Genomic DNA, 26,293 nt, shown 5'->3' with positions numbered 1-26,293 from the left:
CGAGGTGAAAGAGGTCTCACAGCCCCAGAACATGTCTCTGACAGATGATCGTGCCTCTTTCGGTGCATAGGCTGTTGTAGCCGGTGTGCTGTCTGCGCCCCGGGTTCGCACATACATAAGAGATATGAGGATGGTTATGCAGAATCCATCGTTGTTCTCTGGGGGGATCGTCACCGAGCCGTCCCAGAGCAAGACGCGGTTCCGCTGGAGGAGTTCGCTCGCCGTACTGGTCAGCGGCGCTCTGGCGCTGGGAGGTCTTCCTGCCGCAGCCACTGCTGCCAGTGCCGACAGCACGGCCAAGATGACGTATACGACGACATCGACCAGCAAAGACGACGCAGTCAGCACCGGCGGGCGGCTCAGCTACGAGCTTCGGGTCGAATGCTCGAACATGATTCCCGGTGACTGCGCGCAGCCGGTCATCTCGTTCCCCGCGCCCAAGAACGACGACGGCTCGGTCGTGGCGCACACTCCGGTCGTGAGCTCGCCGGCGGTCAAGTCGCAGAACTACGACGAGAAGACCGGTCTGCTCACGGTCGCCCTCAACGACATGAAACCGGGTGAGTCGCAGCAGCTCAGCATCAGCTGGGCCGTCGACAACTTCACGGTCAAGCCCGGCGAAGAGCTTAAGACCGATCCCACCGTGGTGTTCAAGGCCGACGGCACCGACACGCAGGCTGCCAAGGTCGGTGACGATCCCGCACCGATCGTGACCAAGACCTCTCCGCAGATCTCGGTCACCAAGACGCTCGTCTCGCCGAAGGTCGTCAGCGGAACCGGTTTCGACGACCAGGGCAACCTGCCCGCCGTCTACGATCTCTCCGTCTGCGTGCCCGGCAACACCGAGGGCATGGAGAACCTCTCACATGTGACGATCACCGATACCGTGACCGACTCGAAGAAGCGCATCACGGCTGACACGATCAAGGTCGAAGACCTCTCGAAGCAGGCCGGTGACACGGTCACACAGCCGTCCGTCATCCAGCTCGACGGGCAGAATGCCGTACAGATGAAGTACGACATCGATCTTGACGGCCAGACCCTCACTCGCTGCGGGCAGTCGTCTGAGCCGGTGACGCGGCGTGTGCAGGTCACCTACTCGAACGATATTCTGGCGCCGGCGAGCCAGGATGACCCCAACCCAACCAATGACGTCACCAACACCCTGGATGCGACTGCGCAGACGATCAGCGGCACGATGATCAGCGGCCAGTCGGCTCTGAAGCACGCCTTCGCTCGGCCCGGCGGTGGCTCATATGGTCAGCTGATCGCTGTCACGTGGAAGCGCACGAACGACGAAGCAGGGGCCGGTACCGACTCGAACAACACGACCGTCGGCAAGGTCCCCACGACGAGTACCACCAAAGAGTGGGGCTGGACGATGGCCGGCTCATGGCAGGGCGACTCCAAGGTCTACCCTGACTACGATAAGGAGCTTCGGTGGGTAAGCGATATGGATCGCCTTCCCTGCCTGGCCCCCGACCAGAACGGCAACACCGAGGCGAAGTCACCTCTCGGCAAAAAGGGCAACGAGTCGCTCGCCTACGCCTGGGGCGGTGACACCTACCAGAGCCCCTATAACTTCGGCGCCGACGGCAGACTGACGCCGTGGGGCATGCCAGACAAAGATGCCGACGCCCCGTTGTGCAACAACCCCTCGTACAGACTCGACCGCATCTTCTTCCGTAACAGCACGTTGCAGCCCGAGTCGATCTCGAACGTCGCAGCGGTCGAGATCACCTATCTCGAGAACGGCCAGCACAAGTCGAAGATCGAGTACTTCGATCAGGGGCTGTCGCAGCAGGGCACAGTCAACGTCGGAGACAGCGGCAGCAAAGGCTACGCATATCTCTACATGTACGGCAGCACGGCTGCGCAGGGTGCGCCCTCCTTCGGACTCGCCGATGACGCAATCGTGACCGACTTCGTGGTGCACTACCGCAATCAGCCGAACAACATGGGTGGTAATAACTACTCGCTGTGGGGCACCAGCACGTCTGCGTTCGCGCAGTCCGGGCTCAAGGCGCAGACGAACACCGAATCGGTGATTGCGTCGAACGATCCGCAGAAGATGACTGACGCATCTGACCCAGCTTCGGCCAAGGGGCAGAACCCCGTCGGCAACGGCAAGACTTCGGCCGGCTCCGAGCCTCGAGTGCAGCAGTTCGACGATGCCACTGTCGACATGCAGATCAGCAAGTCGGCTCAGGGCGACGTCTCGAAGCTCGCGATCGGCGACACCGTGACCTGGAAGATCGATGCCAGCGTCAATGCGACCATTCCCGAAGACCGCAAGATCAAGCCCGGCATCACCGATGTGCTGCCAGCAGGGCTCGACTACGTTCCCGGCAGCACAAAGTGGGCATCAGTGCCCGCGGGGGTGACCGCGCCCGGCGAGCCAGAGATCGGTCAGAAGACGGTCAACGGCCAGCAGCGCACCACGCTTTCATGGAAGTTCGACAGCGATTTCCCGACTCAAGAGACGGCATCGCTGACGTTTGACACCAAGGTGAGCGTGGCGGCTTCGGCCGGTGCCCACTCTGCCGAAGACGCGCAGTATGTCGCGCTCTACGACCAGAATGCGTCCATCTCAAACGGCGGCAACGACAACGACAAGTACGACGTGAACGGCGACGGTCAGACGTCCGACAGAGTGGCTGCCTCGACGACCACCTGGACGGTTCAGGCGACCAGCGGAGCCACGATTCAGAAGCAGGTCAAGGGCACCGTCGGCGAGGACCACGGCATCGACAACCAGCCTTCGGGCCAGGACTGGTCGAGCGCAGCGGTCTCAGCCGCCAGCACTGACAACTCGGGCACCGCGGTCGACTATCGCCTCAAGGTGAACAATGGCGGAACCACTCCTCTGCAGAACACGGTCGTCTACGACGTGCTTCCGTACGCAGGTGACAAGGCCATCGGCAGCACCCTGGCAGGTCAGGATCGCGGCTCGCAGTTCGACGTGAAGTTCCGCGAGCTCACCGGTCAGCTTCCGGCTGGTGTGAAAGTGCAGTACTCTACGTCGAACAACCCGACTCGTCCAGAGCTCGGGGTCTCAGGCGGCGATGACAACTGGAGCGACCAGCTGCCCGCCAACCCTGCTGACGTTCGTGCTCTGAAGTACACGATCGATGAGCTGACACCGGGTCAGGAGCTCAATCTCGACTACCGGGCTGACATTCCTCAGTTCCAGTTCGGGGTTCCGCATCCTGCGCAGCAGACGGGCAGCGACACCGAGTACGCATGGAACAACCTCGCCTTCCGCACCAGCACGAGCGAACGTGATCTGCTGCCTGCAGAGGCACCCAAGGTCTCCATTCGCTCTGTGCTCGGCGAGATCGGTGACTACGCCTGGTACGACGCGAACCGCGACGGCATCCAGGATGCCGGCGAGAAGCCGGTCGAGGGTGTGAAGTTCCAGCTGCTCGACGGCAACGGCAACGAGGTGAAAGACGTCGACGGCAACCCCGTCACGGCCACGACCGACTCGAACGGTCTGTACAAGTTCGAGGTTCCGGTCGGCGACTGGAAGGTGAAGGTTGTCGAGGGTCCTGAGGGCTACGTCACGACCAAGGCTGACCAGGGCGGTGACAACGAGAAAGACTCAGATGTTCCCGGCTTGAACGTGCCGTCTGAGACGGTCAAGATCACGGCCGACCACCTCGTCGATCACAGCCTTGACGCCGGATTCGTCAAGCCGGCTGTCTCAGTGGGTGACTACGTCTGGTTCGACCAGAACGGCGATGGCATCCAGAACGACGGCGAGAAGGGGATCCCCGGAGTCAAGCTGACCATCACCGACCAAGACGGCAACGCCGTCAAGGACGTGAACGGCAAGGATGTCTCCGAGGTCACGACTGATGCCAACGGCGCCTACGACTTCAGCCTGCTGCCGGTCCTGACCGACGGCAAGAAGTACCAGGTGCACGTCGACAATGCGCAGGACGCATTGAAGGCCTACCAGCCGACGAAGAAGGCAGTCGGAGACGACCGCGCCAAGGATTCGTCCACGGCACAGGCGACCACAGGCGAAGACGGCCAGCCCGCGCTCGACCAGAACGAGCAGCGTGACTCGTCGCTCGACTTCGGGTTCGTCGGCAGCGTCAGCGTCGGTGACTATGTCTGGCAGGATGACAACCGCGACGGTCTGCAGACCGAGGGTGAGCCGGGCATTCCCGGCGTGCTCATCGAGCTGTTCGTCGAGGGGCCTGACGGCACGCTGATTCCGGCCACGTACCCTGACGGAACCCCGGTCGCTGCGCAGCGCACAGACGACAAGGGTGCCTACCTCTTCCCGAACCTGCCGAGCCTGCCGTCACCGGCTGGCAAATACGTCACGAAGATCAAGTCCGACGACGAGCAGACGAAGTCCGTCCTCGACAAGTACCTTCCCACCAAACCAGGTGCGGGGTCAGACCGTGAGAAAGACTCATCGACGGGCCAGGCCTCTTCGATCAAGGATCTCTCGACGCCGGGCGCCGAAGATCGCAGCCTTGACTTCGGCTTCATGCCCAAGGTCAAGGTCGGTGACTACGTCTGGTTCGACGCCGACAAGAACGGCAAGCAGGACGAAGGCGAGAAGGGCATTCCGAACGTCACCCTGACGTTGGTCGGCCCTGACGGCAAGCAGGTGACTGACGTCAACGGCAACCCGGTCGGTCCGGTCAAGACGAATGACGACGGGTACTACGAGTTCGCGAATCTTCCGACGCTCGCTCCAGGCCAGCACTACACTGTGGTGCTCGACAAGGACGGACAGCCAGAGACGCTGGGCAAGTACTCACCGACGCAGCCCGACGCTGCCGGCACTGATCGCGCTGACGACTCCTCGACAGGGTCTGCTTCTTCAGAGGGTCTGAACGCCCCCGGCGACGAAGACCTCACACTCGACTTCGGTTTCGTCCCGACGACGCCGACCGTCGAGATCAAGAAGTACGACGTCAACGGTAACGACGCAGACACAGCCCAAGACGCTGCTGCTCTGCCGAGCGGAGACACCGACCTGCGCTTCACCATCACCAACACCGGTGACGAAGAGCTGGTCAACCTGAAGATCTCTGACGCCATCACCCAGGGAGATGCGACCGTGACCGACTTGGTCTGCACCTTCCCCGATGGCACACAGGGAACCTCATGGGCCGGGCCGCTGAAGGTCGGCGAGAAGTTCGACTGCACGGCAAAGCTCTCGGGAGTCAAATCGGGTGACGATCACGCAGACGCGGCGACCGTCGTGGGCGACGGCCGTTGGTCGGGCGTGCCCGTGACCGATGTGAACGAGTACCACGCTCGCACGCCGAAGCCGAGCATCGATCTTGAGAAGACCGATACCGACGGCAACGACGCAGACACCGAGTCTGACAAGGTGATCGTGAACGCAGACACGCGCGACCTGAAGTTCACGGTGACGAACAACGGCGACGAGGGCCTGAAAGATGTGAAGCTCTCTGACTCGGTCATCAAGGGCGGCGCGAAGGTTCAGAACATCGTCTGCACCTTCCCCGACGGCAGCACTGGCACCTCGTGGGCCGGCGTCTTCGAGGTTCGTGCATCGTTCGAGTGCCGCGGGCAGATCACCGGTCTTGTCGCCGGCGACCTGCACGCTGACAGCGCTACCGTGACGGGAGTCGGCGTGATCACCGGTCAGACGGTGACTGACGAGGATCCCTTCTATGCAGAGCGTCAGCAGTCAGGGCTCGCACGTACGGGTCTTGACGGCATCGGCGGCATCGCTGGCATGATCCTGCTGCTGCTGGGCGGCGGAGTCGTGGCGTTGGCACGGCGCAATCGCAGCAAGTCGGCCAACTGAGCGGTATCCAGCAGGTGAGTCTGTGAGCTGATCGCAGACAGCGTGGGGCCGGTTCCGTCCAGGAACCGGCCCCACATCTGTGATGTGCCTGGCCGAGCTTTCTGAGTGTGGGTCGGCGCTCTGCGGCGGCAGAGTTCGCTGCTCGCCAAGGGGCCCAGACTTGCCTGCACTGAAAGCCGAATGCTAGAGTACTTTGGTTGCGATCAGGCGTGTCATCGTGCCGCTGAGATCACCGTATCCATGGCTGGGTAGCTCAGATGGTAAGAGCGCACGACTCATAATCGTGAGGTCGAGGGTTCGATCCCCTCCCCAGCTACAACACATGCAAGGCCCTGCACCCCGCAGAATCACTGGGGAGCAGGGCCTTCGTCATTCCCCGCAGAAAGCGACGCCACAACACTGGGCACAACATTTGCGGAAATTATGGCCGCGTTCATGGCATCAGAAACGGCGTCGAGGTCGTCATCGAACAGGTCGGCGTACACATCGAGCGTCACCGCCGCCGAGCTGTGCCCGAGCATCCGCTGCACCGCCTTCACGTTCGCGCCGGCCGAGATCGCCAAGCTAGCCGCAGTATGCCGCAGGTCGTGAATCGTCATCGACGGAAGGCCCGCCTTCGCAAGCGCCGTCTTATACCAAGACCGATCCTTCGCGCTCGTGCCAGGCCGTCGCAGGAAGTGGCCCCATCGGTTCGGGAAGAGTAGCGCCTCATCATCGAGGCCTTCGGCACGTCGCTGGATAGCCTGCAGGATCGCAGCAGGCACCGGCACCGAACGATTCTCGTACGTCTTTGGTGAACCGACGTAGATATTCGCGCCGACCTCGACCGCGTTGCGAGTCACCTGGATGCGGCCACGATCGAAGTCCACGTCTGACGGGCGCAGCGCGATAGCCTCGCCCCAGCGCAGCCCGCAGTAGGCGAGCACCAACAGCAGCAGGGTGTGCTCACCGCCAGCAGCGGCCAGCGCGCCGACCTGCTCATGCGTCAGATAGACGTGCTTGCGTCTGATCTTCTTCGGCAGGCTCACACGGGCCGCAGGATCGGCGCTGAGCCGCTTGTCGAGCACCGCAGTGGTGATGATGCCATGCAGCACACCGAAGGCCCGCAGAACGACCGTTGGTGACCGCCTGGACGCCAGCTCAGAGACCCAGGACTGTATCGCCGAGTGCTCAAGATCCATCAGCCGCACGTCACCCCAGACCGGTTCGACATGCGTACGCCATGACGATTCGAGCGGCTTGTACGCCGAGATCTTCAGATACTTCTTGCCGGCCAACCAGTCGGGGCCGAGCTGCCCGATCGTGATCCGGCCGCGCTCGACCGGAATGAACTTCCCCGTGGCCTTGTCCACGACGACACTCGCCTCGAAGGCCACCGCGTCAGCCTTGCGCTTGAACCCGTACTTCGACTGCTGTTTATGATCCGGCTTGCGGTAGACGACCCGGTACCGTTTCGAGCCGTCGGTCAAGGTGTAGGAGTAGATCGGCATTAGTCGTGGTGTGGGGTGCGCTTGCTTGCAATGTACTCGTCAGTTCGTTCTTGGAGGTGTTTTTCGATTTCGTAGGCCCCCAAGAGGCGTTTGCGGTAGATGAAGGGAGCTTTTCGTCTCTGGCCATCGGACATCGTGTGGCGCAGTAGATCAAGAAATTTGTCGACTTCGGATGAGGCGATCATGGATGGAGTAACCACTGTCGCTTCTCGATAGATCCTCTCAGCTTCTTCCTCAGTCACTTCGTCGTGCAGCAAGTAGACATCCAAAGCGGAAGCAAGAGTCAGTTCATCCTGAAAGAGCTGTTGCAAGGCATCGCTCACGGCGCCATGATGCCGTCGTACCTCGGATGCCGCGTACTTGAGGGCGACGATCGCTTCGGATGCTGTGAGATCCTGCACAGACTTCCCCAAGATTGCTGTCGCGTCTTCGGCCTCGGATAGCCGCAGGGGGCGCTCTCCCTTTTCAATGGCCCATACGGTCGCCTGCGACCAGCGATACCCACGATCTCGCATCGCTTTCGCAAGCCCTTCTTGCGATACATTCCCGCGCAAACGCGCCAAGTTTGCGCCTATCTTGTCGTCTCTCGTGGTCATAAATCGAGTCTAGGCGAAATCTAGTTGCCGCTCACCAGAAAAGATGTATGCTAGTGATCGTCCACTAGGAAAGAATCTAGTGGCTGTCCACTTGGAGGGAATATGAACGACCGACTACTGACACCGAAAGCGCTCTGTGAATTGGTACCGGGCACCACGCCGAACTATTGGGCGGGTCTGCGGTTCAAGGGGCAGGGGCCGGCATTCCTGAAGCCGTCACCGAAGCGCGTGCTGTACCGGGAATCGAAGGTCTGGGAATGGCTGGAGAGCACCGAACGTCACGGCACCGCCGAGGGGGCCGCATGACTAACGAGGCAGAGAAAAACCCCGGCGCTGCAAGAGCAGCAGGTGCGCCAACACCTAAAACCGGGGCAGAGATCGAAACACCTAGAGAGGGCAACAATCCAATGACCACAGTATATCGCAGTGTCGAACTCGTGCCAGAAGAGATCAGTGCACACTACAGTTCACTGCTCAAGAGCGCGCGTCGCGCCTACGCGCAGCTGAACGGCGACTTCCGGCCTAACAGCCTCGAGCGTGCAGAGCTTGAGGAAGCGCTCACGAATGCAGGCATGGGCTTCACCGATGGTGAGCCGCCAGTCGCAGCGCTACGCAAGGCATATCGGCAGTACGTCTGGACTCCACTCGACACCACGCAACCATGGATCGGCGACCTTCCGGCCTGGGCTGAGCAGGCCGACGTGTCGTTCGACATCGTTGGTGGTGAAGCCACCGTGGTGTTCTGGTATGGCCGTGGAACCGGTATCGAAACGTCGCAGTCACTCTCATTCCACGTTGGCACTGGCGTCGTGACTGACAAGGGTGAGATGACCACGTGGGTGCACCATGATGATCGAGACGGGGAGATGACAACCGCTGATCTGCACAACCTCGTGGACGCGCTCACGGATCATCTCGAACGCATCGACCAAGAGGACGCCCCGACCACTCGAGTACGCAGATCCACGGACTACTGCGCCGAACCCCAGCACGACGGCATAGGCGGTGGACTGTGACACGCGAACGTATCGACGAGAAGTACACGGACGAGGAACGCGCCGAACTCAGCCAAGGCGTGCAGAACCTCCAGGCACTCATGGCCAAGTACGGGGCGAACACCATCGGCGACCTGTACCGGGCTATCGCAGCTGAACGTGCAGGCGGTGGTGCCGAGTGAGACGCCTGCTGATCCTCGTCGCCGTCCTGGCCGTCCTGACCATCATCCGAGTGGTGGCCGTCATCCCGATCGCCGAGACCGCAGCAGTCATCGTGTTCATCATCGCCGGTGCGCAAGCACTGCACCTCAACGCCCAGCAGTAACCCCGGAGGGTGTCCGCTCAATGGACACCCTCCACCAGTACCAGAAAGGAGGCACGCCATGGCAGATGCGAGATTTCCAGATCGCTGGCTCATGGACCGACGCGTCATGGCTCTGCCTGCCGAGGGCTTCAGGGACTTCGTGACCTCGCTGACCTGGGCGGTGTCGAACATGACTGACGGGAAGATCACCCGAGCCGACCTCATGTTCGTGCCGGGCTTCAACCAGACCAGCATCAGAACGCTCGTCATCAGTGATCTCTGGGAAGAACTCGACGACAACTCGTGGCAGATCATCGACTTCGCCAAGACGCAGAGCAGCAAAGCCGAGCTCGAGGCCTACTTCTCACGCAAGGCGAACGATCGTGACCGCAAGGCGAGACAGCGTGCGAGAGAACGTGCACAGGAGTCACGGGACATGTCACGTGACATGTCTGCGGAATCCCCTAGGCAAGGCGAGGCGAGGCAAGGCAAGGACAGGCAAGGACGAAAGAGAGATGCAGACAACGTGGTTCCACTGCACGCAAACACCTACGTGAACGCTGAGACCGGTGAGCAGATCTCGCAGGAGCAGTACGACAAAGCGTGGCCGGAAGAGCAGGAACAGTATCAGCCGATGGATGGGAGCGCATCGTGAAGTCGAAGAAGGCCGCGCCATTCTTCACGACGATCAAGGGCAAGCGAGTGATGCTGCACGTCGGCACGACGATCATGCACATGACACCAGACCAAGCACGCTACGTCGCCGACCTGCTGCACGACACCGCCGACAAGATCGAAGCCAAGGAGCGCACAACATGTTGAAGACCTGCGCAGTCTGTGGCGAACCCACCGAGCACGCACGCTGCTCAGACCACCAACTACCAGCACGACACCGAGACAAAGCACCACGAGAACAACGAGGCTACGACTCAGCCTGGCAACGCCTATCTAAACGAGCCCGCAAACTGCAGCCCTGGTGCTCCCACTGTGGAACACACCACGACCTCACAACAGACCACCTGCACTGGCCCGCAAGGACACTCGAAGACGTCGACGTGCTCTGCCGCAGCTGCAACGCGAAGAAGGGCAAAGCCGACGGCCGAGACGACTGGAAACAACGACACGGCACCGGTGCCGCCAGCTACCCAGGGGGGATGACCCTCGACCCCGACCCCACCACCCCCCGCGCGCAGGCTTCTTCATCTACACAATTTGTAGATACAACCATTCGTGAGGAGGTGCGACATGGCAAGGGCAGGCGCTAAGGGCGCGATCTCGGCTGATCCGCTGGACTTTGCGGGCTGGCCGGGGCCTGGCTGGCGTCGTTTGGTGCGGTTCGCGCAGGAGTTCGTGGTGGTGCCGAAGGGTGCGGGGGCTGGCGAGCCGTTCAAGTTGCGGCCGTGGCAGGTGGAGATCGTGAAGGGGCTGTTTCCGTACCGTGGGGGCCGGCCTCGGACTGGCCTGGTGTCTTTGCCTCGCGGCAATGGGAAGACGACGCTGGCGGCTGTTCTGGCGCTGTATGAGCTGTTCGCTTCTGAGACGGTGAGCCCGCAGGTGATGGTCGCTGCGGGTACGGAGCAGGTGGCTCGGCATACGTTGAAGATCGCGCAGCGCATGATCGAGTTGTCGCCGGAGTTGGCCGCGCGTGCTCATCTGCTGCAGCATTCGATCAAGGTTCCGCACACCGGTGGGGAGATGGTCACGGCGGCGTCGACGGTTGCTGCGTTGCAGGGCTATGACCCGTCGTTGCTGATCGTGGATGAGTTGCACACGGTCTCGACTGAGGACTGGGAGGCGGCCACGTCGGTGGCTGGTAAGCGCCCGCAGTCTCTGACGTTGGCGATTTCGACGCCGTCTGATTCGCAGGAGTCGGTGATGTGGGAGCTGGTGCAGCACGGCCGCAAGGGCGATGATCCGCAGTTCTACTTCAGGGAGTTCGCGGCTGATACCGGGTGCGACATTCTCGACCATGACCAGTGGGCGAAGGCGAACCCGGCGCTGGGTGACTTCTTGACCGCTGATGGTCTGTTGTCGGTGGCGAAGACGATGCGCGAGGCCGCTTTCAGACGGTACCGGCTGGGGCAGTGGGTTGGTGCTGCTGACACGTGGCTGCCGTTCGGGGTGTGGGACAAGCTGGCGGTCGATCGGCAGCTGCAGCCAGGGGAGAAGATCACTCTGGGTTTCGATGGTTCGGCGTCTGGTGATTCGACCGCGCTGGTGGCGTGCACGATGGATGGTTTCGTGGCGCCGATCGCGGTCTGGTCGAACCCGAACGATCCGGGTTGGCGTGTTCCTCGCCATGAGGTGACGGAGACGGTTGCGGAGTGCTTCGAACGCTACGACGTGGTGGAGCTGGCCGCTGACCCGTGGGGCTGGCGTTCAGAGCTGGAGGACTGGGCGAAGAAGTTCGGCGAGCGGCACGTCATTGAGTACAACACCGCGTACAAGGCACGTATGGCACCGGCCTCTGACCGCTTCTACGCGGCTGTGATGGACGGCCTGATACACCACGACGGCGACCGCACACTGTCGGCTCACATGGGCCATGTCGTCGCCGAGCAGACCGCTGTGGGCGCGATCATCCGCAAGGACAAACGCAACAGCCCACGCAAGATCGACGCCGCTGTGACGGCGGTCATCGCGTTCGACCGAGCGCAATTCCATAGCAAGAAGAAGAAACGGAGGGTTGCTGCATGGTGACCACGCTGGAGAAGTTGAGAGAGAAGCTGCAGGCAGCCCAGGGAGGGCTGGCACAGCTCGATATGTACTATGCGGGCCGGCAGCCGCAGGCGTTCCTGTCGCCGGACTCGAAGGCGGCTCTGGGCAACCGTCTGCGCACGCTGGGGGTGAACTTCCCGAAGCTGGCGGTGACGTCGATCGCGGAGCGCCTGCAGGTGGCGGGTTTCCAAGCGTTCGGCTCTGACGAGGCAGACAAGGATCTCTGGCGCGTCTGGCAGGCGAACGATCTCGAGGAGCAGGCGCATCTGGCGCACGTCGACGCGCTGACCTACGGCCGCAGTTACGTGATCGTCTGGGTAGACGACGCTGGTGACCCGCTGGTGACGGTGGAGAGCCCGCAGCAGGTGACCGCGATCCACGACCCGGCCACGGGGCGGCTGCAGGCCGCTCTGAAGCTCTGGAAGGAAGACGACGGCGTCACCACGAACGCGGTGCTGTACGCGGCCGACACGATTACCAGGCTGCGCGGCAAGGAGTATTCGCTGCAGGTCGTGGAGCGCATCCCGAACCCGCTGGGCGAGCCGCCCGTGGTGCAGATCACGAACAAGACTCGGCTGCTGGATCTCGAGGGCGTCTCGGAGATGGCCGACATTCTGGATCTCGCCGACGCCTTGAACAAGATCATGTCCGATTCGATGGTGTCTTCCGAGTACTTCGCCCGGCCACGCCGCTGGGTGACGGGGCTGGAGATCGCCGAAGACGAGGACGGCAACCCGATCAACCCGTTCAGCAACGAGCAGAACCGTGTCTGGCAGTCTGAGTCGCCCGATACGAAGTTCGGGCAGTTCGACCCGGCGAGCCTGTCGTCGTACACGCAGCTGGTCGCCACGATCACGCAGCAGATCGGTGCGATCTCCGGTCTGCCGCCGCACTATCTCGGCTTGAACGGTGACCAGCCGCCGTCGGCTGACTCGATCCGGTCGGCTGAGGCGTCACTGGTGGCGAAGGTTATCGGCAGGCAGCGCACGTTCGGCCGCTCATGGGCGAAGGTCGCCGATCTGATCCGCAAGGTGCAGGGCGCGGCAGTGGTCGACTACGAGACGATCTGGGCGGCCCCTGACACCCGTACGCCGGCGCAGGTCGCTGACGCGGCCGCGAAGCTCCAGGGCATCGGTGTGCCGCTTGAGGCGGTGCTTGCCGATCCGATGGGGTACACGCCCTCGCAGATCGAGAAGATCCACCAGGCACGCCTCGCCGAGGCTGCCCTGACACAACCGACAACACCTGACGATGAAAGGAACGCAGCATGAGCGAGATCACCAAGCCAGATGAAGGGGGCGCAGAAGTGTGTACCCCTGAACAGGATGAGGTACGCCAGGCGTATCCCACGCAAGGGGGTGGCGATTCACTACCCCCTGACGTCGGTGCTGCCGATCCCACCGATGAGGTGGCCGATCACCATCCCACCGACGATGCCCTCATTTCAGATGAGGGCACAGAGCCTGATACGTTCCCGCGAGCCTACGTCGAGGATCTCCGCAAGGAAGCCGCCGGCTACCGCGACAAGGCCAAAGACCGTGACGAGATCGCCCAACGCCTGCAGGAGGCTCTGGTGGCCGCCACGGGGCGTCTGCAAGACCCCACAGACCTGCCGTTCGACGAGGCCCTCCTGGCCGACCCGGACGCGCTCACGGCAGCTATCGACGCGCTGCTGGAGAAGAAGCCGCACCTCGCGTCACGCAAGCCCCAGGGCAGCATCGGGCAGGGCGTGTCAGCGGGTGCAGATAGTGTCAGCCTATCCGGGCTGCTGAAGAGAGGAGCATAACCATGAGTGACGTTGAGGATGATCTGCGCGTGGTGCTGCGCAACCAGAAGAGAATCGAGTCGAAGATAGACGCGATCGGGCGAGACTTGCAGTTCCTCGTCTGCACGGCCAAGCTCGACCCGGAGAAAGTCGCGCACTACTATGACGACCCCGAAGAAGGCCTTGGCGAGAAGGTGCAGGACTGGTGGGGGCCGGGCGAAGACCCGAAGCCTGGTCAGGTGCGCGGCTACGCCTGACTCACCTGCGAGAGATCTCGCACCTGATGCCCGCCGTGGTGGTATCATATTGATACCCCGGTGGGTATTCTCGTTTGAGGGCCTGGCGTCCTGACGTATCTGACACATCACCATTCGCGCACTACTGCGCACTTCAGACCGTTAGGACAATCATCATGGCTGGATCCACCACCCTTCACCCAGAGCTGACCGCTGAGCAGGTTCAGAAGATCCTCGTCGAGCCCCTCGAGGCCGCGAGCGTCTTCCTCGCCTCCGGCCCTCGTGTCTTCGACACTGCAGGCGGCAACCAGATCCGCATCCCGAAGCTCACCGGCACCACCGACCCGAGCTGGCACGGTGAGAACGAACAGATCGACGAGGTCGACGTCGACTTCGGCGAACTGATCCTGCTGCCCTCGACCATCAAGAGCCTGAAGACGCTGACACGGTACTCGAACGAACTGGCGCGCCAGTCGCTGCTCTCCCTCGACTCGATCCTCAAGGATCGCCTCGTGAAGGACGTGGCTGCGAAGCTCGACCACCAGCTGTTCGCCGGCACCGGTGACGTCGTGGGCGGTCATCGCACCACCCCGATCGGCCTGCTCAACTACGAAGACGTCCAGGAGATCGACAGCGTCGGCGCGATCGGCTTCGACGTGCTGCTCGACGCCTGGGGCAAGCTCCTCGCAGCGAACGTGAACACTGCCGCCGCCAAATGGTTCGTGCGGCCCGAGACGTTCGTCGCCCTGCGCAAGATCAAGGACAAGCAGGACCGCTACCAGCTGCAGCCAGACCCCACGCAGGACGGCGTGTTCCGACTGTTCGGCACACCAGTCGTCGTGACCGACCGCATCCCGAAGACCACCGGTGAGAACCCGACCACGCAGGCCGTGCTCGCCGACTTCTCACAGATCGCCGTCGCCCGCGACCAGGAACCGGCCGTGAAGATCCTCGATCAGACGTTCGGCGACTACGACCAGCAGGCGATCCGCGTGACCGCACGCTACGACGCCGCACCGCTGAACCCAGAGGCGATCGTGCGCCTCGACGGCATCACGGTGGCCTGATGGCAGCCCCGACCGCAGACCAGGTGGCGGCGTTCCTCGGCGAGCCCGACGACCAGCGGCTGAAAGCCGCAGCTGCAGTGCACCTGCCCATCGTGGCCGAGCTGATCCGCGAGTACACGCGCGGTCGGGGCTTCACCCGCAACCAGGCAACGCAGCTCGACGAACCCACCGACGGCATCGCGGCAGTGATCGTCTCAGCGACCGCCAGGCTCACCCAGAACCCGCAGGGCATCATCACCCAGTCGGTGAACGGGGCGTCGATCCGGCAGACGGTGTTCGAGGGGCTGAGCCTGTTCGAGCAGACCGTGCTGAACAACTACCGCAGGCGGGCCTCGTGAGGTTCCCGCGCGCAGAGGTATTCACCCGGCTGCGGGCCGGCCTCCTGACCGACCCGTACGACCCCGAGACGGTCATCGGCATGGACTGGGCGCACCCTGACGAGCTCGAGGTCTACGGCTTCTTCGCCTCGCAGCAGAGCCTGGAGCAATCCGACCCTGTGCGCGCGCAGATCATCACCACGAAACAGCTGGTGCTGGAGAGCCCCGACGCTGACGTGCAGGCCGGTGACCGCATTCGCAAGGGTGACCAGACCTGGTCGGTGACTGGTGAGCCCGCTGCTGACATAAACCCGTGGTCTGGCTGGCGTCCGTCTCGAGTCGTGAACCTCGAGAACGTGACCGGCTGACCACTCAAGCCGGGGCGGAGGGTTCCCGCCTCGTAACGGCCCCGACGTGATCTTCACTCCTTTCTGCACGTCGGGGCCACTCTCTGCCTGCTTCACGCGCGCGGGGCGGGTGGTTGATAGCTCTAGTTCCCGGGAACAGAAGCTATGCCTGCTTCACGCGCGCGGAGACCATTTTGCGCGACCCCGCAAAATGATCATCTGGCCTGCTTCACGCGCGCGGAGAGATCTCTCTCCGCCATGGGGTGTGGATTGAATACACCCCCTGACCCTCGCGCGCGCGGAGCCGACTGGGGAAATTCCCCACGTCGAGACACGCACTGATCCTGACCCTCGCGCGCGCGGGCGCGAGCCCCATCACTTCTGTTCCCGGGAACAGAAGTGTCACTGACCCCCGCGCGCGCGGGCGCGAGAATCAGTTGCGCTAACCGCAACTGATCCGGCTACACTGACCCCCGCGCGCGCGGGCGCGAGCCCTCGTGCCACAACAATTCCGCAACATCTAATCGGAATTACCGTGTCTCACCGTGATCGTCAGAAATCGAAGATCCGCCTAAACACTGGGCTATAGCGGTCTCGTTGAATGGCACCAGATCGCGCATTGGTTTCGATCCCCTCCCCAGCTACAGCACATGCAAGGCCCTGCACCCCGCAGAATCACTGGGGAGCAGGGCCTTCGTCATTCCCATCAGATCCGCCCGTGACAACGCTGCGGCAACATCTGCCGAAGACGCAGACGGCGCTCACACCCGATGTCCGCTGACACGAGCGAAGCCCTCGCGGGCCAGGCCCATCACGATCATCGCGGCGATCGGCGGCAGCCAGAGCAGCGGTGACAGTGGCGCGGTGCCGAAGAAAGCGCCGACGAACGGTACGTAGACGATCACGAGCATCACGGCGATCGCGAGCAGGCATGACAGCCAGAACCATCGGTTGGTCAGCTGGTGTCGGCTGAAGATGCCGTGCACGCTGCGACGATGCATGATGTTGACCAGCTGCGTGAGCAGAATCGTGGCGTAGGTCACCGTTGTGGCCGCAGCGATCTGCGTCGCGCTGCCCTCGCCGAGTCCGAGGCCCTGCAGCGGGTAGGCGACCAGATAGGCGAGCGCGGCGAGCACGCCCATGACCGTGCCGCTGAACACGACATCGGTGATCGAGTGCCCCTGCAGAATGCGGGCCTTCGGGTCGCGCGGCGGCCGGCGCATGTTCTCGCCCTCGGCGCGGTCGGAGCCGAGCGCCGAGATCGGGATGATCTCGCCGAGCACGTCGACTGCCAGGATCTGCAGCACGTTGATCGCGAGCGGCATGCCCAGCAGCGTCGTCAGCGCCAGGCTGATCATGTTGACCACGAACTCGCCCACGTTCGAGGTGAGGCAGCTGAGCACGCCGCGAGAGATGTTCGTGTAGATCGTGCGTCCCTGCCCGATGGCGTGCACGAGGGTGGCGAAGCTGTCGTCGAGCAGCACGACCTCGGCCGCCTGCTTGGCAACGTCGGTGCCGGTGCGTCCCATGGCCACCCCGATGTTGGCGCTGCGCAGTGCGGGCGCGTCGTTGATGCCGTCGCCGGTCACCGCGACCACGTGACCGCTGTCGCGCACCAGGTTCACGATGCGCATCTTGTCTTCGGGAGCCACCCGGCTGAACACCACGCCTCCACCCAGTGCGTGCCGCAGCACCTCGGCGTCGGGCATGGCGTGCAGCTGGTCTCCGGTCACCACGGCGAGGTGGCCGGCCTGGTCGGCGAGTCCGGCCATCTTGGCGATCGCGCCGGCAGTGAGCGCCGAGTCGCCGGTCACGATGCTCACATTGATGCCGGCGGCTCGTGTCTCGGCCATCGCGTCGGGCACCTCGTCGCGCAGCGGGTCTCGCATGCTCACGAACCCGAGCAGCAGCAGGTCGTGCTCGATGTCGTCGATGCCGAGCGTCGAGAGCGTCGAGTCGGCTGAGTCGGCTGAGTCGGCCGGGTCGGCGGATGCCGCTGCGACGAGCGAGGTCACGTCGCGCACGGCGAAGGCCAGGTTGCGCAGCGCCTGCCCGGCGGCCTGACGCTGAGCGTCGAGAAAACGACGCCGATCGTCGTCGGTGATCGGGCGCACGGTGTCGCCGTCGAGCACCCGCGTGCACACGTCGAGCATCGACTCCGGCGCGCCCTTGACGTAGGCGATGTGGCGGGTCGGGCTCGCCCCGACCACGCGACGCACCGAGGTCATCCGTTTGCGTTCTGAGTCGAAGGGCAGCTCGTGCTCTTCGACGCGGTCGTGCTGCAGCTGGTCGAGGTCGACACCGGCCTTGACGGCGAAGGGCAGCAGCGCGCCCTCGGTGGGGTCGCCGAGCACGTGCCAGTCGGGATGCTCGTCATCGGGCGGCAGCAGGCGAGCGTTGCTGGCCAGCACGCCGGTCTCGGCGAACGTGCGCTGCCAATGCGTCGGGGTGAGACGGGCGCCGTGCGCGTCGTGGACCTCGCCGGTGGGCGCGTAGCCGCTGCCGGTGACCGTGAACGGCGCGAAGCCGATCTCGGCGCTGACCACGGTCATCTCGTTGCGGGTCAGCGTCCCGGTCTTGTCCGTGCAGATGACGTGCGTCGCGCCCAGCGTCTCGACCGCGCTGAGCTTCTTGACCAGCGCACGGCGACGCGCGAGCACCTCTGAGGCCTGCGCAAGGGCTGTGTTCACCTCGGCGGGCAGACCCTGTGGCACGAGCGCACAGGCGAGCCCCACGGCGAACAGCAGCGCCTCGCGAAAGGGCATCTGTGCGATCACGGCGAAGACCAGCAGCACGGCTGCGAGTACGGCGACCGTGATTCCGATCACGCGTGCGATCGTCGACATCTCACGCTGCAGCGGGCTGGGGGTCGTCGGAGCCTGATCGCTCAGCTGGGCGATGCGTCCGAGTTCGGTGCGCATGCCGGTGGCGGTCACGACGCCGAACACCTCGCCGGTGCCGATGTCGGTGCCCGTGAAGAGCAGGTTGCGCCGGTCGGCCAGCGGCACCGGATACTCCAGTGTGGCGACGGTCTTGCGTGTGGGATTGCTCTCGCCGGTCAGTGCGAACTCGTTGGCGCTGACCGCCTGCGCCTCGATCACCCGCATGTCTGCGGGTACGGAGTCGCCCTCGGCCAGATGTACGACGTCGCCGGGCACCAGCGTGGCCGTGTCGACCTCGGTGATGCGCCCGTCGCGCAGCACGTCGGCCGTGGGCGTCACCAGTGCTTCGAGCGCCTGCATGGTGCGTTCGGCGCGAGCCTCTTGGGCGAACCCGATCGTGGTGTTGATGAGCACCAGCACCACCAGCACGGCGGCGGTCGACCAGTCGCCCAGGTAGCTCACGACGACGGCGCATGCGAGCAGCAGCAGCACGAGCCAGTCGCGAAACTGGGCGAGATAGCGCATGACCGGGCTGACGCGACCAACCTGAGCGATGCGGTTGGGGCCGTTCTCGGCCAGCCGGCCGGATGCCTCGGTCGAACTGAGCCCGGAACGCGACGTGTCGAGCGTCTGCAGCGCCGCGTCGGCAGAGATCGTGGAGAAATCGGTGGGTGCGGCGGTCATCGTGCCGACCGTTGGGGAATCGTTGTTGCCCATCGAACAGAACCTCTTTCCCAAGTGTCCTCTTCTCATGCTAGTGAGCCGAATGACGTATTCTGCAACGATGGTCAGTACACAGACGGCGCATCCCCCGTCGCGTCGATCGATACGCGGCACCTGGCGTCGAGAGCCGAGCACCCATGTGCGCACCGGAACGACGGCGCCGCCGACCGTACCCGGCTCGTTCACGATTCTCGCTGAGACCGAGGTGGCGCACTCTCCCCAGGAATGGGCCCCGCACTCCCACCCCCACCACGAGCTGGTCTGGAGTCACGGCGGCACGGTGACGGCACGTGTCGGCGACGCCATGTTCACGGTGTCGGAGGGCTGCGGGTTGTGGATTCCGGCCGGTATGGTGCACGCCGGGCGGCTGACCGCCGAGGTGGAGTTTCACGATGCCTTCTTCGCCGCAGGGCGCACCCCCGTGGCGTTCGCAGAGCCGACGGTGATCGAGATGAGCCCGCTGCTGCACGCCCTGCTGTCACACCTGGTGAGTCCCGGTCTGACCGAGGCGGCGCGGGCCCGGGCAGAGGCAGTGGTGTTCGACGTGCTGCGACCGGCGAGTCGACAGCTCACCCTGCGCCTGCCGGCCGACGAGAGGATCGCCCCAGTCGCCGAGGTGCTGCTGCACGACCCCGCCGACGGGCGCTCGCTCGGGGAATGGGCGCTCGCACTGAACATGAGCGTGCGCACGCTCTCGCGCGCCTTTCGCGCCTCGACCGGGCTGTCGTTCGGCCAGTGGCGGCAGTCGCTGCGCATCCATCATGCGCTCGCGCTGCTCGACGAGGGGCACGACGTGCAGCGGGTGTCGGCCCGACTCGGGTATGCGCAGCCGAGCACCTTCATCGCGACGTTCCGTCGTCTGATGGGGGTGACGCCGGGCGTCTACGTGGCCGAAAAGCCGTACTCGCTGTCGTGAAGTCCTGATTGCGGCCAGCTCTTCGCCGTCTCTATTCTTTTGTGCGTGCAGGCAACCCTTACCTCCCTCAGATGCAACCACGTTGCGGCTGTGATCTGCGGATGAGGCCAGCGAGGAGCCTGCAGGGCGATCGACTCGTGCTGCAGTACGGCCGTTCGGTCGCGGTGCACGGCGTCTCGGTGCGGCTGCGGCCGGGCCTGGTCACCGCGTTCGTCGGCCCGAACGGCAGCGGCAAGTCGACGCTGCTGCGCTCGCTGGCCCGGCTGCACGACGTCGCAGAGGGGCAGGTGCTGCTCGGTGACGAGGATGCGCCGGGCACCCCCGTCTCGCTGCTCACCCGTCGCGACTTCGCCCGTGAGGTGACGCTCTTCGCGCAGACCCATGCCGCCCCGGAAGGGCTCAGCGTCGCCGAGATCGTGGCTTTGGGCAGGCACCCGTACCGCCGCCGACTCGGTGGACTGAGCGATGACGACCGGCGGGCGATCGACCATGCCATGCAGGTGACCGGGCTGCAGGGCAAGGCGGGTCGCGCCGCTGCAGAGCTCTCGGGCGGCGAGATGCAGCGTGTCTGGCTGGCCGCGTGTCTGGCGCAGAGCACCGGTGTGGTGCTGCTCGACGAACCCACCAACCACCTCGACCTGCGCTATCAGGTCGAGACGCTCGATCTGATGCGTGAGCTCGCCGAAGCGCATGACGTGGCCGTCGGCGTCGTGCTGCACGACCTTGAGCAGGCGGCGAGCGTGGCCGACGAGCTGCTGCTGCTCGACCACGGGCGGGTGCATGCCGAAGGCGAGCCCGACGAGGTGCTCACCGCCGAGCACATCCAGGCGGTCTACGGCATCCCCGTCGACGTCGGCGTCGACCCGGGCAGCGGTGCGCTGCACATCGATCCGGTCTCCAGACGCCGTCGGCGTCGTGCCTCCATCCCCCGAGAAGAAACCCGAAAGGATCACGAATGATCTCCGCCCCCAGAATCGCCGCTGCGGCGGCAGCGCTGATCGCGGTGTCGCTCACCGCGGCCGGCTGCGGCACCACGACGGTCGATCAGAGCGACGCAGCCGCGTCTCCAACCTCGCAGAGCTGCGCCGACGACACGACCACGACATCCACCGGCCCCGTCGATCTGACCGACGGCGTCGGCCGTCAGGTGCACCTCGACAAGCCCGCCGAACGCGTCGCCGTGCTCGAATGGCAGCAGACCGAAGACCTGCTGAGCCTGTGCGCCTCGCCCGTCGCGGTCTCAGACCCGGACGGCTACAAGACCTATGTGAGCGCCGAGAAGCTGCCCGACCAGGTGACCGACATCGGCGAGCGAGGTGAGCCCGACCTCGACGCGCTCTACGGGGCGAACCCCGATCTGATCGTGATCGAGGCGTTCAGCGCCGACGACGAGCTGATCGGCAAGCTCGAGCAGCGCGGTGTGCCCGTGCTCGCGACACTGGGCGCCGACGCGGCAGACCCGATCGGCAACATGAAGAAGGTGTTCTCGCAGATCGGCGAGGCCACCGGGCGCACGGAGCGCGCCGACCAGGTGATCAAGGAGTTCGACGACCACCTCGCTGCGGCGAAAGACAAAGTGGCCGACGTCGATCTGCCCACCAAGAGCTTCCTCTTCTTCGACGGCTGGATCGAGGGCGGCAACGTCGCGATCCGCCCCTACGGCAAGGGCGCGCTCTTCACCGCACTCGGCCAGCAGCTGGGCCTCGAGCCTGCCTGGACAGACGAGATCAACGCGGCCTACGGCAGCGGCGGCGTCGACCCGGCCTACGGCCTGGCCCAGACCGACATCGAAGGCCTCACCGCCGTGGGCGACGCGAACCTGTTCTACTCCAGTGACGACACGCCTGACAGCTATGTGACCGAGCTCGAGAAGAGCCCCATCTGGTCGTCGCTGCCCGCCGTGCAGCAGCACCGTTCGCATGCCTTCCCCTCGGGCGTCTGGGGCGCCGGAGGGCCGCGCTCGAACGAGCAGGCGATCGACGCCTTCGTCGACGCGATCACCCAGGGGTGACCGAGCCGCGTCAGCACACGACGACCCCGTCCGGCATCGCCGGCGGGGTCGTCGTGCTGGGCGGGCTCGCCGTCGCGGTCATGGCGGTCGGCGTCTGGCACCTGACCCAGGGCACCTCGGGTGTCGGCGCCTGGGAACTGCTGCGGGCGCTCGCCGGGTCTGGCGAGACGGTCGGCGGGGTGCCGCTCGTCGACGTGCTCACCGGGTCGCGCCTGCCCCGACTCTTCGCCGGCATCGCGGTGGGCTTCGCGCTCGGCGTCGCCGGCGCGCTGCTGCAGTCGATCACCCGCAACGCGCTCGCCTCGCCTGACACCCTTGCGGTGACCGCAGGCTCGTACTTCGCGCTCGCCGTCGTCGCCGCATTCGGCATCGCCGTGCCGCTGTGGGCCTCGGGGCTGGTCGCATTCACCGGCGGGCTGCTGGCTGCGGCAGTCGTGCTCGGGCTGGCCGGCAGCGCGTCGGGCGCGGCGACCACACGGCTCATTCTGGCCGGATCGGCCATCGCCATGGCCCTCGACGCCGCGACCGGCATGCTGCTGATCCTCTTCAAAGAGAGCACGACCGGGCTCTTCGCATGGGGGAGCGGCTCGCTGGCGCAGCTGAATCTCGACGCCGCGATGCGTGCGATGCCGATGATCGTCGTCGTGCTCGTCGCTGCGCTGCTGCTCGCTCGGCGCCTCGACGTGCTGCGGCTGGGTGACGACACCGCCGCGTCGCTCGGCGTCTCGGTGCGTGGCACGCGCAGCGTCGCAGTGGTCTGCGCCGTGCTGCTCACCGCTGTGGCCGTCACGCTCGCCGGCCCGATCGCCTTCGTCGGTTTGGGGGCGCCGGTGGTCGCGCGGCTGATCTCGAGCCGGATGCCGACGTTGCGTCGACACGCGCTGCTGCTGCCCGCCTCGGGGCTGCTCGGCGCGTTCCTGCTGCTCGCAGCCGATGCGCTGCTGCGGGCCTTGATGGGGGCCCAGGCGGCGGCCTCGATCCCGACCGGCGTGCCCACCGCACTGCTGGGAGCGGTGGTGATCGTCGTGCTCGCGCTGCGGCTGCGCGATGCCGGTGCCTCACGGCCGCATCAGCGTGCTCGCTCCGGGCTGTGCAGCAGCCGGCGGTTCGCAGCGGTCATGGTCGGCAGCCTGGTGCTGCTGGTCGTGGTGGCGGTCGTCGGGCTGCTGGCCGGCAGCCTCTGGCTTCGGCTGGGCGACTTGGTGCTCTGGGCCCAGGGAGCCGCACCCGATCTGATCGAGCGCGCGCTCGACGAGCGGTTGCCCCGGGTGGCCGCAGCAGTGCTGGCCGGCGCCGCCCTCGCGCTCTCGGGGTCGGTCGTGCAGGCCACCGTGCGCAACCCGCTCGCCGAACCCGGCATCCTCGGCATCACCGCCGGTGCCGGGCTGGGCGCGGTCTGGGTCGTGACCAGCGGCGCCGGCGGCCGACCGCTGCTGATCGGCATGGCCGTGCTCAGTGGTCTGGCCACGTTCGCACTCATCGCCGTGCTGGCCTGGCGCGGCGGTCTGCGCCCCGATCGGTTCGTGCTGATCGGCATCGGCTGCGGCTACGGACTGACCGCGATCACCACGTTCCTGCTGCTGCGGGCGGATCCCTGGGACACCCCGCGCATCTTCACCTGGCTCTCGGGCACGACCTACGGGCGCACGCTCGTCGACGTGCTGCCGGTCGCGATCGCACTGGTGCTGCTGACGCCGGTGCTCTTCGCCATGCGTCGGCAGCTTGACGTCGTGTCGATCGACGACGACACTCCCCGTCTGCTCGGCATCGGGCTCGAACGAACGCGCCTGACGCTGCTCACGATGGCTGCGGTGCTCGCGGCCGTCAGCGTGGTCTCGATCGGCGTGGTGGGATTCGTCGGTCTGGTGGCGCCGCATCTGGCGCGCTCGATCGTGGGCGCGCGGCATGGCCGCATCATTCCCGTGACGATGGTCTTCGGGGCACTGCTGGTCGCGATCGCAGACACGCTCGGTCGCTCGCTGATCGCCCCTTCGCAGATTCCGGCGGGGCTCATGATCGCGCTGGTCGGAGCGCCCTACTTCGCCTGGCTGATGCGTCGGTCGCGCTGAGCGACGCGCTGGGCGGAGGAGCGGGGCCGCAGGCTCAGCGCTCGTGCAGAAAGTCGCCGATGACCGTGCTGATCAGCTCGGGGCGTTCGGCGACCAGCGCATGTGTGGCTCCCGGCACGATGCACAGCTGGGCGCCGGGAATCGACTTCGCGATCAGCAGGGTGTGCTCGACGGGAACGGCATCGCGATCTGCGGCCATGACGAGTGTCGGGGCAGTGACGGCGCCGAGGTCGGCCGCAGCGATGTGCGGCTCGGTGCTCCAGAGCTCCATGAGCTTGTCGAGCACCACGTCGACGTGCTCCGGGCCGTCTGGCGAGAGCCGCTGATACCAGTCGCGCTCGCTGCCCGGTTCGACCGTCGGCTGCTCAGGCTGCGCTTCTGGCTCTGGCTCTGGTTCTGGTTCTGGCCCTGGCTGTGACTCTGGCTCTGGCGACGAGCCCGCCTCGTCGCCCATATGGAAGGCCGAGGGGTCGAGGTTCGCGCTGATGGCCACGAGCGAGCGCACCCGCTGCGGATGCCGCATCGCGAGCAGCAGCCCGATGATCGCGCCGTCGCTGTAGCCGACGACATGCGCTTGGTCGACGCCCATCGCATTGAGATAGGCGAGCACGTCGTCCACGCCTCGGTCGTAGTCGAACGCTTCGGCAACATCGGCGCTTCGGCCGTGACCGGGCCGCTCGAACGCGAGCACGCGATGTTCCGCGGCCAGAGCATCCGCTTGTGGGCGCAGCGATTCGAGCGAGCAGAACCCGCCATGCAGCAGAAGCACCGGGGCGCGCTCGGCAGAACCGGCGTCTTCACCCTCGACGTCGTGCGGGCGGGTGTCTTCGGCATACATCTCGCGGCCGTTGATCGTGAGATGGCCGCTTGTCGTGCGAGCCGCTCGAACGAGCTTTCCGGGCATAGCCATGCTCCGAAGTCTAACGGTCACATTCCCAGCCAGAGCCGCAGCAGCGCCGCGACCGCCGCACCTGCGACCACGACCACGATGAAGGGCGCTCGCATCCACAGCAGCAGCGCGGCGACGCCGAGGGCGACCACGCGCGCGTCGAACACCACCGCACCGTTCGTGGTGAACGCCTGCACGGCGACCAGTGCACCCAAGAGCGCCACGGTGACGCCGCCGAGCACCGACTGCACACGCGGCGACGAGAGCACTCCGGCCGGAATCAGATAGCCGGTCAGCTTGAGCCCGAAGGCGATCACGGCCGAGACGAGGATGATGACCCAGGCGATGCTCATCGTGTCATGCCCCGATCTGTCTGTCGGTCACGCGGTCGGCGTCGAGGGTTGACGCGTCGCGCCTCGCCGATGGAGGCGATGGCGAGCCCGACCGCGGCGGCGACGAGCACGGGGATGCCGGCGGGGGTCGTCGGCGTGAGCACCAGCGCGACGACTGCGGCGGCGATCGCGATCGCAATCGGTTCGCGTCCGCGAAGGCGCGGCCAGAGCAGCCCGAGGAAGGCCGCGGCCGCGGCCGCGTCGAGACCCCAGACGCGGGGGTCGGGAATCTGTTCGCCGATCAGTGCGCCGACCAGCGTCATGGCCGCCCAGCCGAGGTAGACGCCGACGGCGGTCACCCAGAACCCGAGGCGTTTCGCCGCCTTCGTCGGCTGCGCGAGTGCGACGGCGGCCGTCTCGTCGATGGTGAACTGCGCGGCGGCGAGACGACGGAGCCCGGGCAGATCGAGGATCGGCGCCAGCTGCAGACCGTAGAGGCTGTGCCGCATGGCGAGCAGCGACGAGCTCGCGACGGCGCTCACCGCGCTGGCCGGGGTGAACCCGCCGGTGGTCACGACGCCCACGATCGCGTACTGCGAGCCGCCGGTGAAGAGCAGCAGACTCATCACGAGCGACTGCACCGTGGTGAATCCCGCGGCCACCGAGAGCGCTCCGAAGCTGATGCCGTAGAGGGCCGTGGCGATCGACACAGACAGTCCCATGCGCCACGCCTCGCGGCGATCGTCGGCCCCGGAACGACTGGGGCGCTCGTCGGTGAGCGGGTCGTGTTCGGGCATGGCGACCATTATCGCGTGCCGGGCCGGCATCGG

General features: G+C 65.3%; 24 protein-coding genes and 1 tRNA gene. 19 read left to right on the top strand and 6 right to left on the bottom strand.

All coding sequences use genetic code 11. The features are described 5' to 3' along the window. The first annotated feature begins 136 nt into the window (after window positions 1-136). Together F8O08_RS09730 and F8O08_RS09725 are read left to right on the top strand one after the other, a co-directional pair. Window positions 137-5,806 (top strand): SdrD B-like domain-containing protein, encoded by a 5,670-nt coding sequence (locus tag F8O08_RS09730; RefSeq protein ID WP_192497760.1) that lies wholly within the window; start codon window positions 137-139, stop codon window positions 5,804-5,806. Window positions 5,807-6,048: 242 nt separating this feature from the next. Continuing rightward, window positions 6,049-6,122 (top strand) — tRNA-Met (locus F8O08_RS09725). A 31-nt stretch (window positions 6,123-6,153) separates the two neighbouring features. Here the strand turns inward: F8O08_RS09725 and F8O08_RS09720 are convergent. Together F8O08_RS09720 and F8O08_RS09715 are read right to left on the bottom strand one after the other, a co-directional pair. Then, window positions 6,154-7,296: a tyrosine-type recombinase/integrase gene (locus F8O08_RS09720; RefSeq protein ID WP_158043144.1), complete on the bottom strand. Its 1,143-nt coding sequence runs from the start codon at window positions 7,294-7,296 to the stop codon at window positions 6,154-6,156. After that, the gene (locus tag F8O08_RS09715; protein ID WP_158043143.1) at window positions 7,296-7,892 is read right to left on the bottom strand and encodes a hypothetical protein; all 597 of its coding nucleotides are present in this window, start codon (window positions 7,890-7,892) and stop codon (window positions 7,296-7,298) included. The genes F8O08_RS09720 and F8O08_RS09715 overlap by 1 nt, the downstream gene beginning before the upstream one ends. A gap of 102 nt (window positions 7,893-7,994) precedes the next feature. On the opposite strand from F8O08_RS09715, the gene F8O08_RS09710 reads away from it, so the two are divergent. From F8O08_RS09710 to F8O08_RS09665, 13 genes are all read left to right on the top strand, one after another. After that, window positions 7,995-8,198: a helix-turn-helix transcriptional regulator gene (locus F8O08_RS09710; protein ID WP_158043142.1), complete on the top strand. Its 204-nt coding sequence runs from the start codon at window positions 7,995-7,997 to the stop codon at window positions 8,196-8,198. Further along, window positions 8,195-8,908 (top strand): hypothetical protein, encoded by a 714-nt coding sequence (locus F8O08_RS09705; RefSeq protein ID WP_158043141.1) that lies wholly within the window; start codon window positions 8,195-8,197, stop codon window positions 8,906-8,908. Before F8O08_RS09710 ends, F8O08_RS09705 begins: the two co-directional genes overlap by 4 nt. Continuing rightward, window positions 8,905-9,069, top strand: coding sequence for a hypothetical protein (locus F8O08_RS10885; RefSeq protein WP_192497759.1), 165 nt, complete (start codon window positions 8,905-8,907; stop codon window positions 9,067-9,069). Before F8O08_RS09705 ends, F8O08_RS10885 begins: the two co-directional genes overlap by 4 nt. Then, window positions 9,066-9,212: a hypothetical protein gene (locus tag F8O08_RS10880; RefSeq protein WP_192497758.1), complete on the top strand. Its 147-nt coding sequence runs from the start codon at window positions 9,066-9,068 to the stop codon at window positions 9,210-9,212. Before F8O08_RS10885 ends, F8O08_RS10880 begins: the two co-directional genes overlap by 4 nt. Before the next feature lie 58 nt (window positions 9,213-9,270). Continuing rightward, complete coding sequence (locus F8O08_RS09700; protein WP_158043140.1) at window positions 9,271-9,846, top strand: hypothetical protein; 576 nt, start codon at window positions 9,271-9,273, stop codon at window positions 9,844-9,846. Continuing rightward, the gene (locus F8O08_RS10875; protein ID WP_192497757.1) at window positions 9,843-10,013 is read left to right on the top strand and encodes a hypothetical protein; all 171 of its coding nucleotides are present in this window, start codon (window positions 9,843-9,845) and stop codon (window positions 10,011-10,013) included. Before F8O08_RS09700 ends, F8O08_RS10875 begins: the two co-directional genes overlap by 4 nt. Window positions 10,014-10,436: 423 nt before the next feature. Continuing rightward, window positions 10,437-11,891, top strand: a complete 1,455-nt coding sequence (locus F8O08_RS09695) for a terminase large subunit domain-containing protein (RefSeq protein WP_158043139.1) — start codon at window positions 10,437-10,439, stop codon at window positions 11,889-11,891. After that, window positions 11,885-13,180: a phage portal protein gene (locus tag F8O08_RS09690; protein ID WP_158043138.1), complete on the top strand. Its 1,296-nt coding sequence runs from the start codon at window positions 11,885-11,887 to the stop codon at window positions 13,178-13,180. The genes F8O08_RS09695 and F8O08_RS09690 overlap by 7 nt, the downstream gene beginning before the upstream one ends. Beyond that, window positions 13,177-13,695, top strand: coding sequence for a hypothetical protein (locus tag F8O08_RS09685; protein WP_225733629.1), 519 nt, complete (start codon window positions 13,177-13,179; stop codon window positions 13,693-13,695). Before F8O08_RS09690 ends, F8O08_RS09685 begins: the two co-directional genes overlap by 4 nt. A gap of 2 nt (window positions 13,696-13,697) precedes the next feature. Continuing rightward, window positions 13,698-13,931: a hypothetical protein gene (locus F8O08_RS09680; protein ID WP_158043137.1), complete on the top strand. Its 234-nt coding sequence runs from the start codon at window positions 13,698-13,700 to the stop codon at window positions 13,929-13,931. A gap of 155 nt (window positions 13,932-14,086) precedes the next feature. Beyond that, on the top strand, window positions 14,087-14,977 hold the full coding sequence (locus F8O08_RS09675; RefSeq protein WP_158043136.1) for a phage major capsid protein: 891 nt from the start codon (window positions 14,087-14,089) through the stop codon (window positions 14,975-14,977). Further along, the gene (locus F8O08_RS09670) at window positions 14,977-15,315 is read left to right on the top strand and encodes a hypothetical protein (protein WP_158043135.1); all 339 of its coding nucleotides are present in this window, start codon (window positions 14,977-14,979) and stop codon (window positions 15,313-15,315) included. Before F8O08_RS09675 ends, F8O08_RS09670 begins: the two co-directional genes overlap by 1 nt. Next, entirely contained in the window at window positions 15,312-15,662 is a 351-nt protein-coding gene (locus tag F8O08_RS09665; protein ID WP_158043134.1) for a hypothetical protein, read from the top strand. The genes F8O08_RS09670 and F8O08_RS09665 overlap by 4 nt, the downstream gene beginning before the upstream one ends. A 740-nt stretch (window positions 15,663-16,402) precedes the next feature. On the opposite strand, the gene F8O08_RS09660 is transcribed toward F8O08_RS09665, so the two are convergent. After that, on the bottom strand, window positions 16,403-19,240 hold the full coding sequence (locus tag F8O08_RS09660; protein ID WP_192497756.1) for a cation-translocating P-type ATPase: 2,838 nt from the start codon (window positions 19,238-19,240) through the stop codon (window positions 16,403-16,405). Window positions 19,241-19,307: 67 nt separating this feature from the next. Here F8O08_RS09660 and F8O08_RS09655 point away from each other — a divergent pair, with 67 nt between their 5' ends. From F8O08_RS09655 to F8O08_RS09640, 4 genes are all read left to right on the top strand, one after another. Further along, complete coding sequence (locus tag F8O08_RS09655) at window positions 19,308-20,162, top strand: helix-turn-helix transcriptional regulator (RefSeq protein ID WP_158037080.1); 855 nt, start codon at window positions 19,308-19,310, stop codon at window positions 20,160-20,162. Between the two features lie 101 nt (window positions 20,163-20,263). Further along, the gene (locus tag F8O08_RS09650) at window positions 20,264-21,121 is read left to right on the top strand and encodes an ABC transporter ATP-binding protein (RefSeq protein ID WP_158043132.1); all 858 of its coding nucleotides are present in this window, start codon (window positions 20,264-20,266) and stop codon (window positions 21,119-21,121) included. Beyond that, the gene (locus F8O08_RS09645; RefSeq protein ID WP_158043131.1) at window positions 21,118-22,173 is read left to right on the top strand and encodes an iron-siderophore ABC transporter substrate-binding protein; all 1,056 of its coding nucleotides are present in this window, start codon (window positions 21,118-21,120) and stop codon (window positions 22,171-22,173) included. The genes F8O08_RS09650 and F8O08_RS09645 overlap by 4 nt, the downstream gene beginning before the upstream one ends. Continuing rightward, the gene (locus tag F8O08_RS09640; protein ID WP_158043130.1) at window positions 22,170-24,242 is read left to right on the top strand and encodes an iron ABC transporter permease; all 2,073 of its coding nucleotides are present in this window, start codon (window positions 22,170-22,172) and stop codon (window positions 24,240-24,242) included. Before F8O08_RS09645 ends, F8O08_RS09640 begins: the two co-directional genes overlap by 4 nt. 34 nt (window positions 24,243-24,276) lie before the next feature. Here F8O08_RS09640 and F8O08_RS09635 read toward each other — a convergent pair whose 3' ends face one another. Genes F8O08_RS09635 through F8O08_RS09625 form a run of 3 tightly spaced genes read right to left on the bottom strand, consistent with a single transcriptional unit; the run spans window position 24,277 to window position 26,260 of the window. Continuing rightward, the gene (locus tag F8O08_RS09635; protein WP_225733628.1) at window positions 24,277-25,152 is read right to left on the bottom strand and encodes an alpha/beta fold hydrolase; all 876 of its coding nucleotides are present in this window, start codon (window positions 25,150-25,152) and stop codon (window positions 24,277-24,279) included. A gap of 17 nt (window positions 25,153-25,169) precedes the next feature. After that, the gene (locus tag F8O08_RS09630) at window positions 25,170-25,484 is read right to left on the bottom strand and encodes an AzlD domain-containing protein (RefSeq protein WP_158030303.1); all 315 of its coding nucleotides are present in this window, start codon (window positions 25,482-25,484) and stop codon (window positions 25,170-25,172) included. Next, entirely contained in the window at window positions 25,481-26,260 is a 780-nt protein-coding gene (locus F8O08_RS09625; RefSeq protein WP_192497755.1) for an AzlC family ABC transporter permease, read from the bottom strand. The genes F8O08_RS09630 and F8O08_RS09625 overlap by 4 nt, the downstream gene beginning before the upstream one ends. Between the last annotated feature and the right edge of the window lie 33 nt (window positions 26,261-26,293).

It is taken from the genome of Pseudoclavibacter sp. CFCC 13611, from assembly GCF_008831225.1.
Classification (GTDB): Bacteria; Actinomycetota; Actinomycetes; order Actinomycetales; family Microbacteriaceae; genus Pseudoclavibacter_A.
The sequence above is the reverse complement of the archived record's forward strand: the minus strand, read 5'-3'. Positions and strand labels throughout refer to the sequence as shown.

Bases quoted from the DNA above. Each gene is read 5' to 3' on its own strand.
- F8O08_RS09705 (WP_158043141.1), top strand. From the start codon at position 8,195: ATGACTAACGAGGCAGAGAAAAACCCCGGCGCTGCAAGAGCAGCAGGT.
- F8O08_RS09710 (WP_158043142.1), top strand. From the start codon at position 7,995: ATGAACGACCGACTACTGACACCGAAAGCGCTCTGTGAATTGGTACCG.
- F8O08_RS09685 (WP_225733629.1), top strand. From the start codon at position 13,177: ATGAGCGAGATCACCAAGCCAGATGAAGGGGGCGCAGAAGTGTGTACC.
- F8O08_RS09680 (WP_158043137.1), top strand. From the start codon at position 13,698: ATGAGTGACGTTGAGGATGATCTGCGCGTGGTGCTGCGCAACCAGAAG.
- F8O08_RS09675 (WP_158043136.1), top strand. From the start codon at position 14,087: ATGGCTGGATCCACCACCCTTCACCCAGAGCTGACCGCTGAGCAGGTT.
- F8O08_RS09625 (WP_192497755.1), bottom strand. From the start codon at position 26,260: ATGCCCGAACACGACCCGCTCACCGACGAGCGCCCCAGTCGTTCCGGG.
- F8O08_RS09700 (WP_158043140.1), top strand. From the start codon at position 9,271: ATGGCAGATGCGAGATTTCCAGATCGCTGGCTCATGGACCGACGCGTC.
- F8O08_RS09630 (WP_158030303.1), bottom strand. From the start codon at position 25,484: ATGAGCATCGCCTGGGTCATCATCCTCGTCTCGGCCGTGATCGCCTTC.
- F8O08_RS09650 (WP_158043132.1), top strand. From the start codon at position 20,264: ATGAGGCCAGCGAGGAGCCTGCAGGGCGATCGACTCGTGCTGCAGTAC.
- F8O08_RS09655 (WP_158037080.1), top strand. From the start codon at position 19,308: ATGGTCAGTACACAGACGGCGCATCCCCCGTCGCGTCGATCGATACGC.
- F8O08_RS09695 (WP_158043139.1), top strand. From the start codon at position 10,437: ATGGCAAGGGCAGGCGCTAAGGGCGCGATCTCGGCTGATCCGCTGGAC.
- F8O08_RS09715 (WP_158043143.1), bottom strand. From the start codon at position 7,892: ATGACCACGAGAGACGACAAGATAGGCGCAAACTTGGCGCGTTTGCGC.
- F8O08_RS09690 (WP_158043138.1), top strand. From the start codon at position 11,885: ATGGTGACCACGCTGGAGAAGTTGAGAGAGAAGCTGCAGGCAGCCCAG.
- F8O08_RS09670 (WP_158043135.1), top strand. From the start codon at position 14,977: ATGGCAGCCCCGACCGCAGACCAGGTGGCGGCGTTCCTCGGCGAGCCC.
- F8O08_RS09660 (WP_192497756.1), bottom strand. From the start codon at position 19,240: ATGGGCAACAACGATTCCCCAACGGTCGGCACGATGACCGCCGCACCC.
- F8O08_RS09645 (WP_158043131.1), top strand. From the start codon at position 21,118: ATGATCTCCGCCCCCAGAATCGCCGCTGCGGCGGCAGCGCTGATCGCG.
- F8O08_RS09635 (WP_225733628.1), bottom strand. From the start codon at position 25,152: ATGGCTATGCCCGGAAAGCTCGTTCGAGCGGCTCGCACGACAAGCGGC.
- F8O08_RS09730 (WP_192497760.1), top strand. From the start codon at position 137: ATGCAGAATCCATCGTTGTTCTCTGGGGGGATCGTCACCGAGCCGTCC.
- F8O08_RS09720 (WP_158043144.1), bottom strand. From the start codon at position 7,296: ATGCCGATCTACTCCTACACCTTGACCGACGGCTCGAAACGGTACCGG.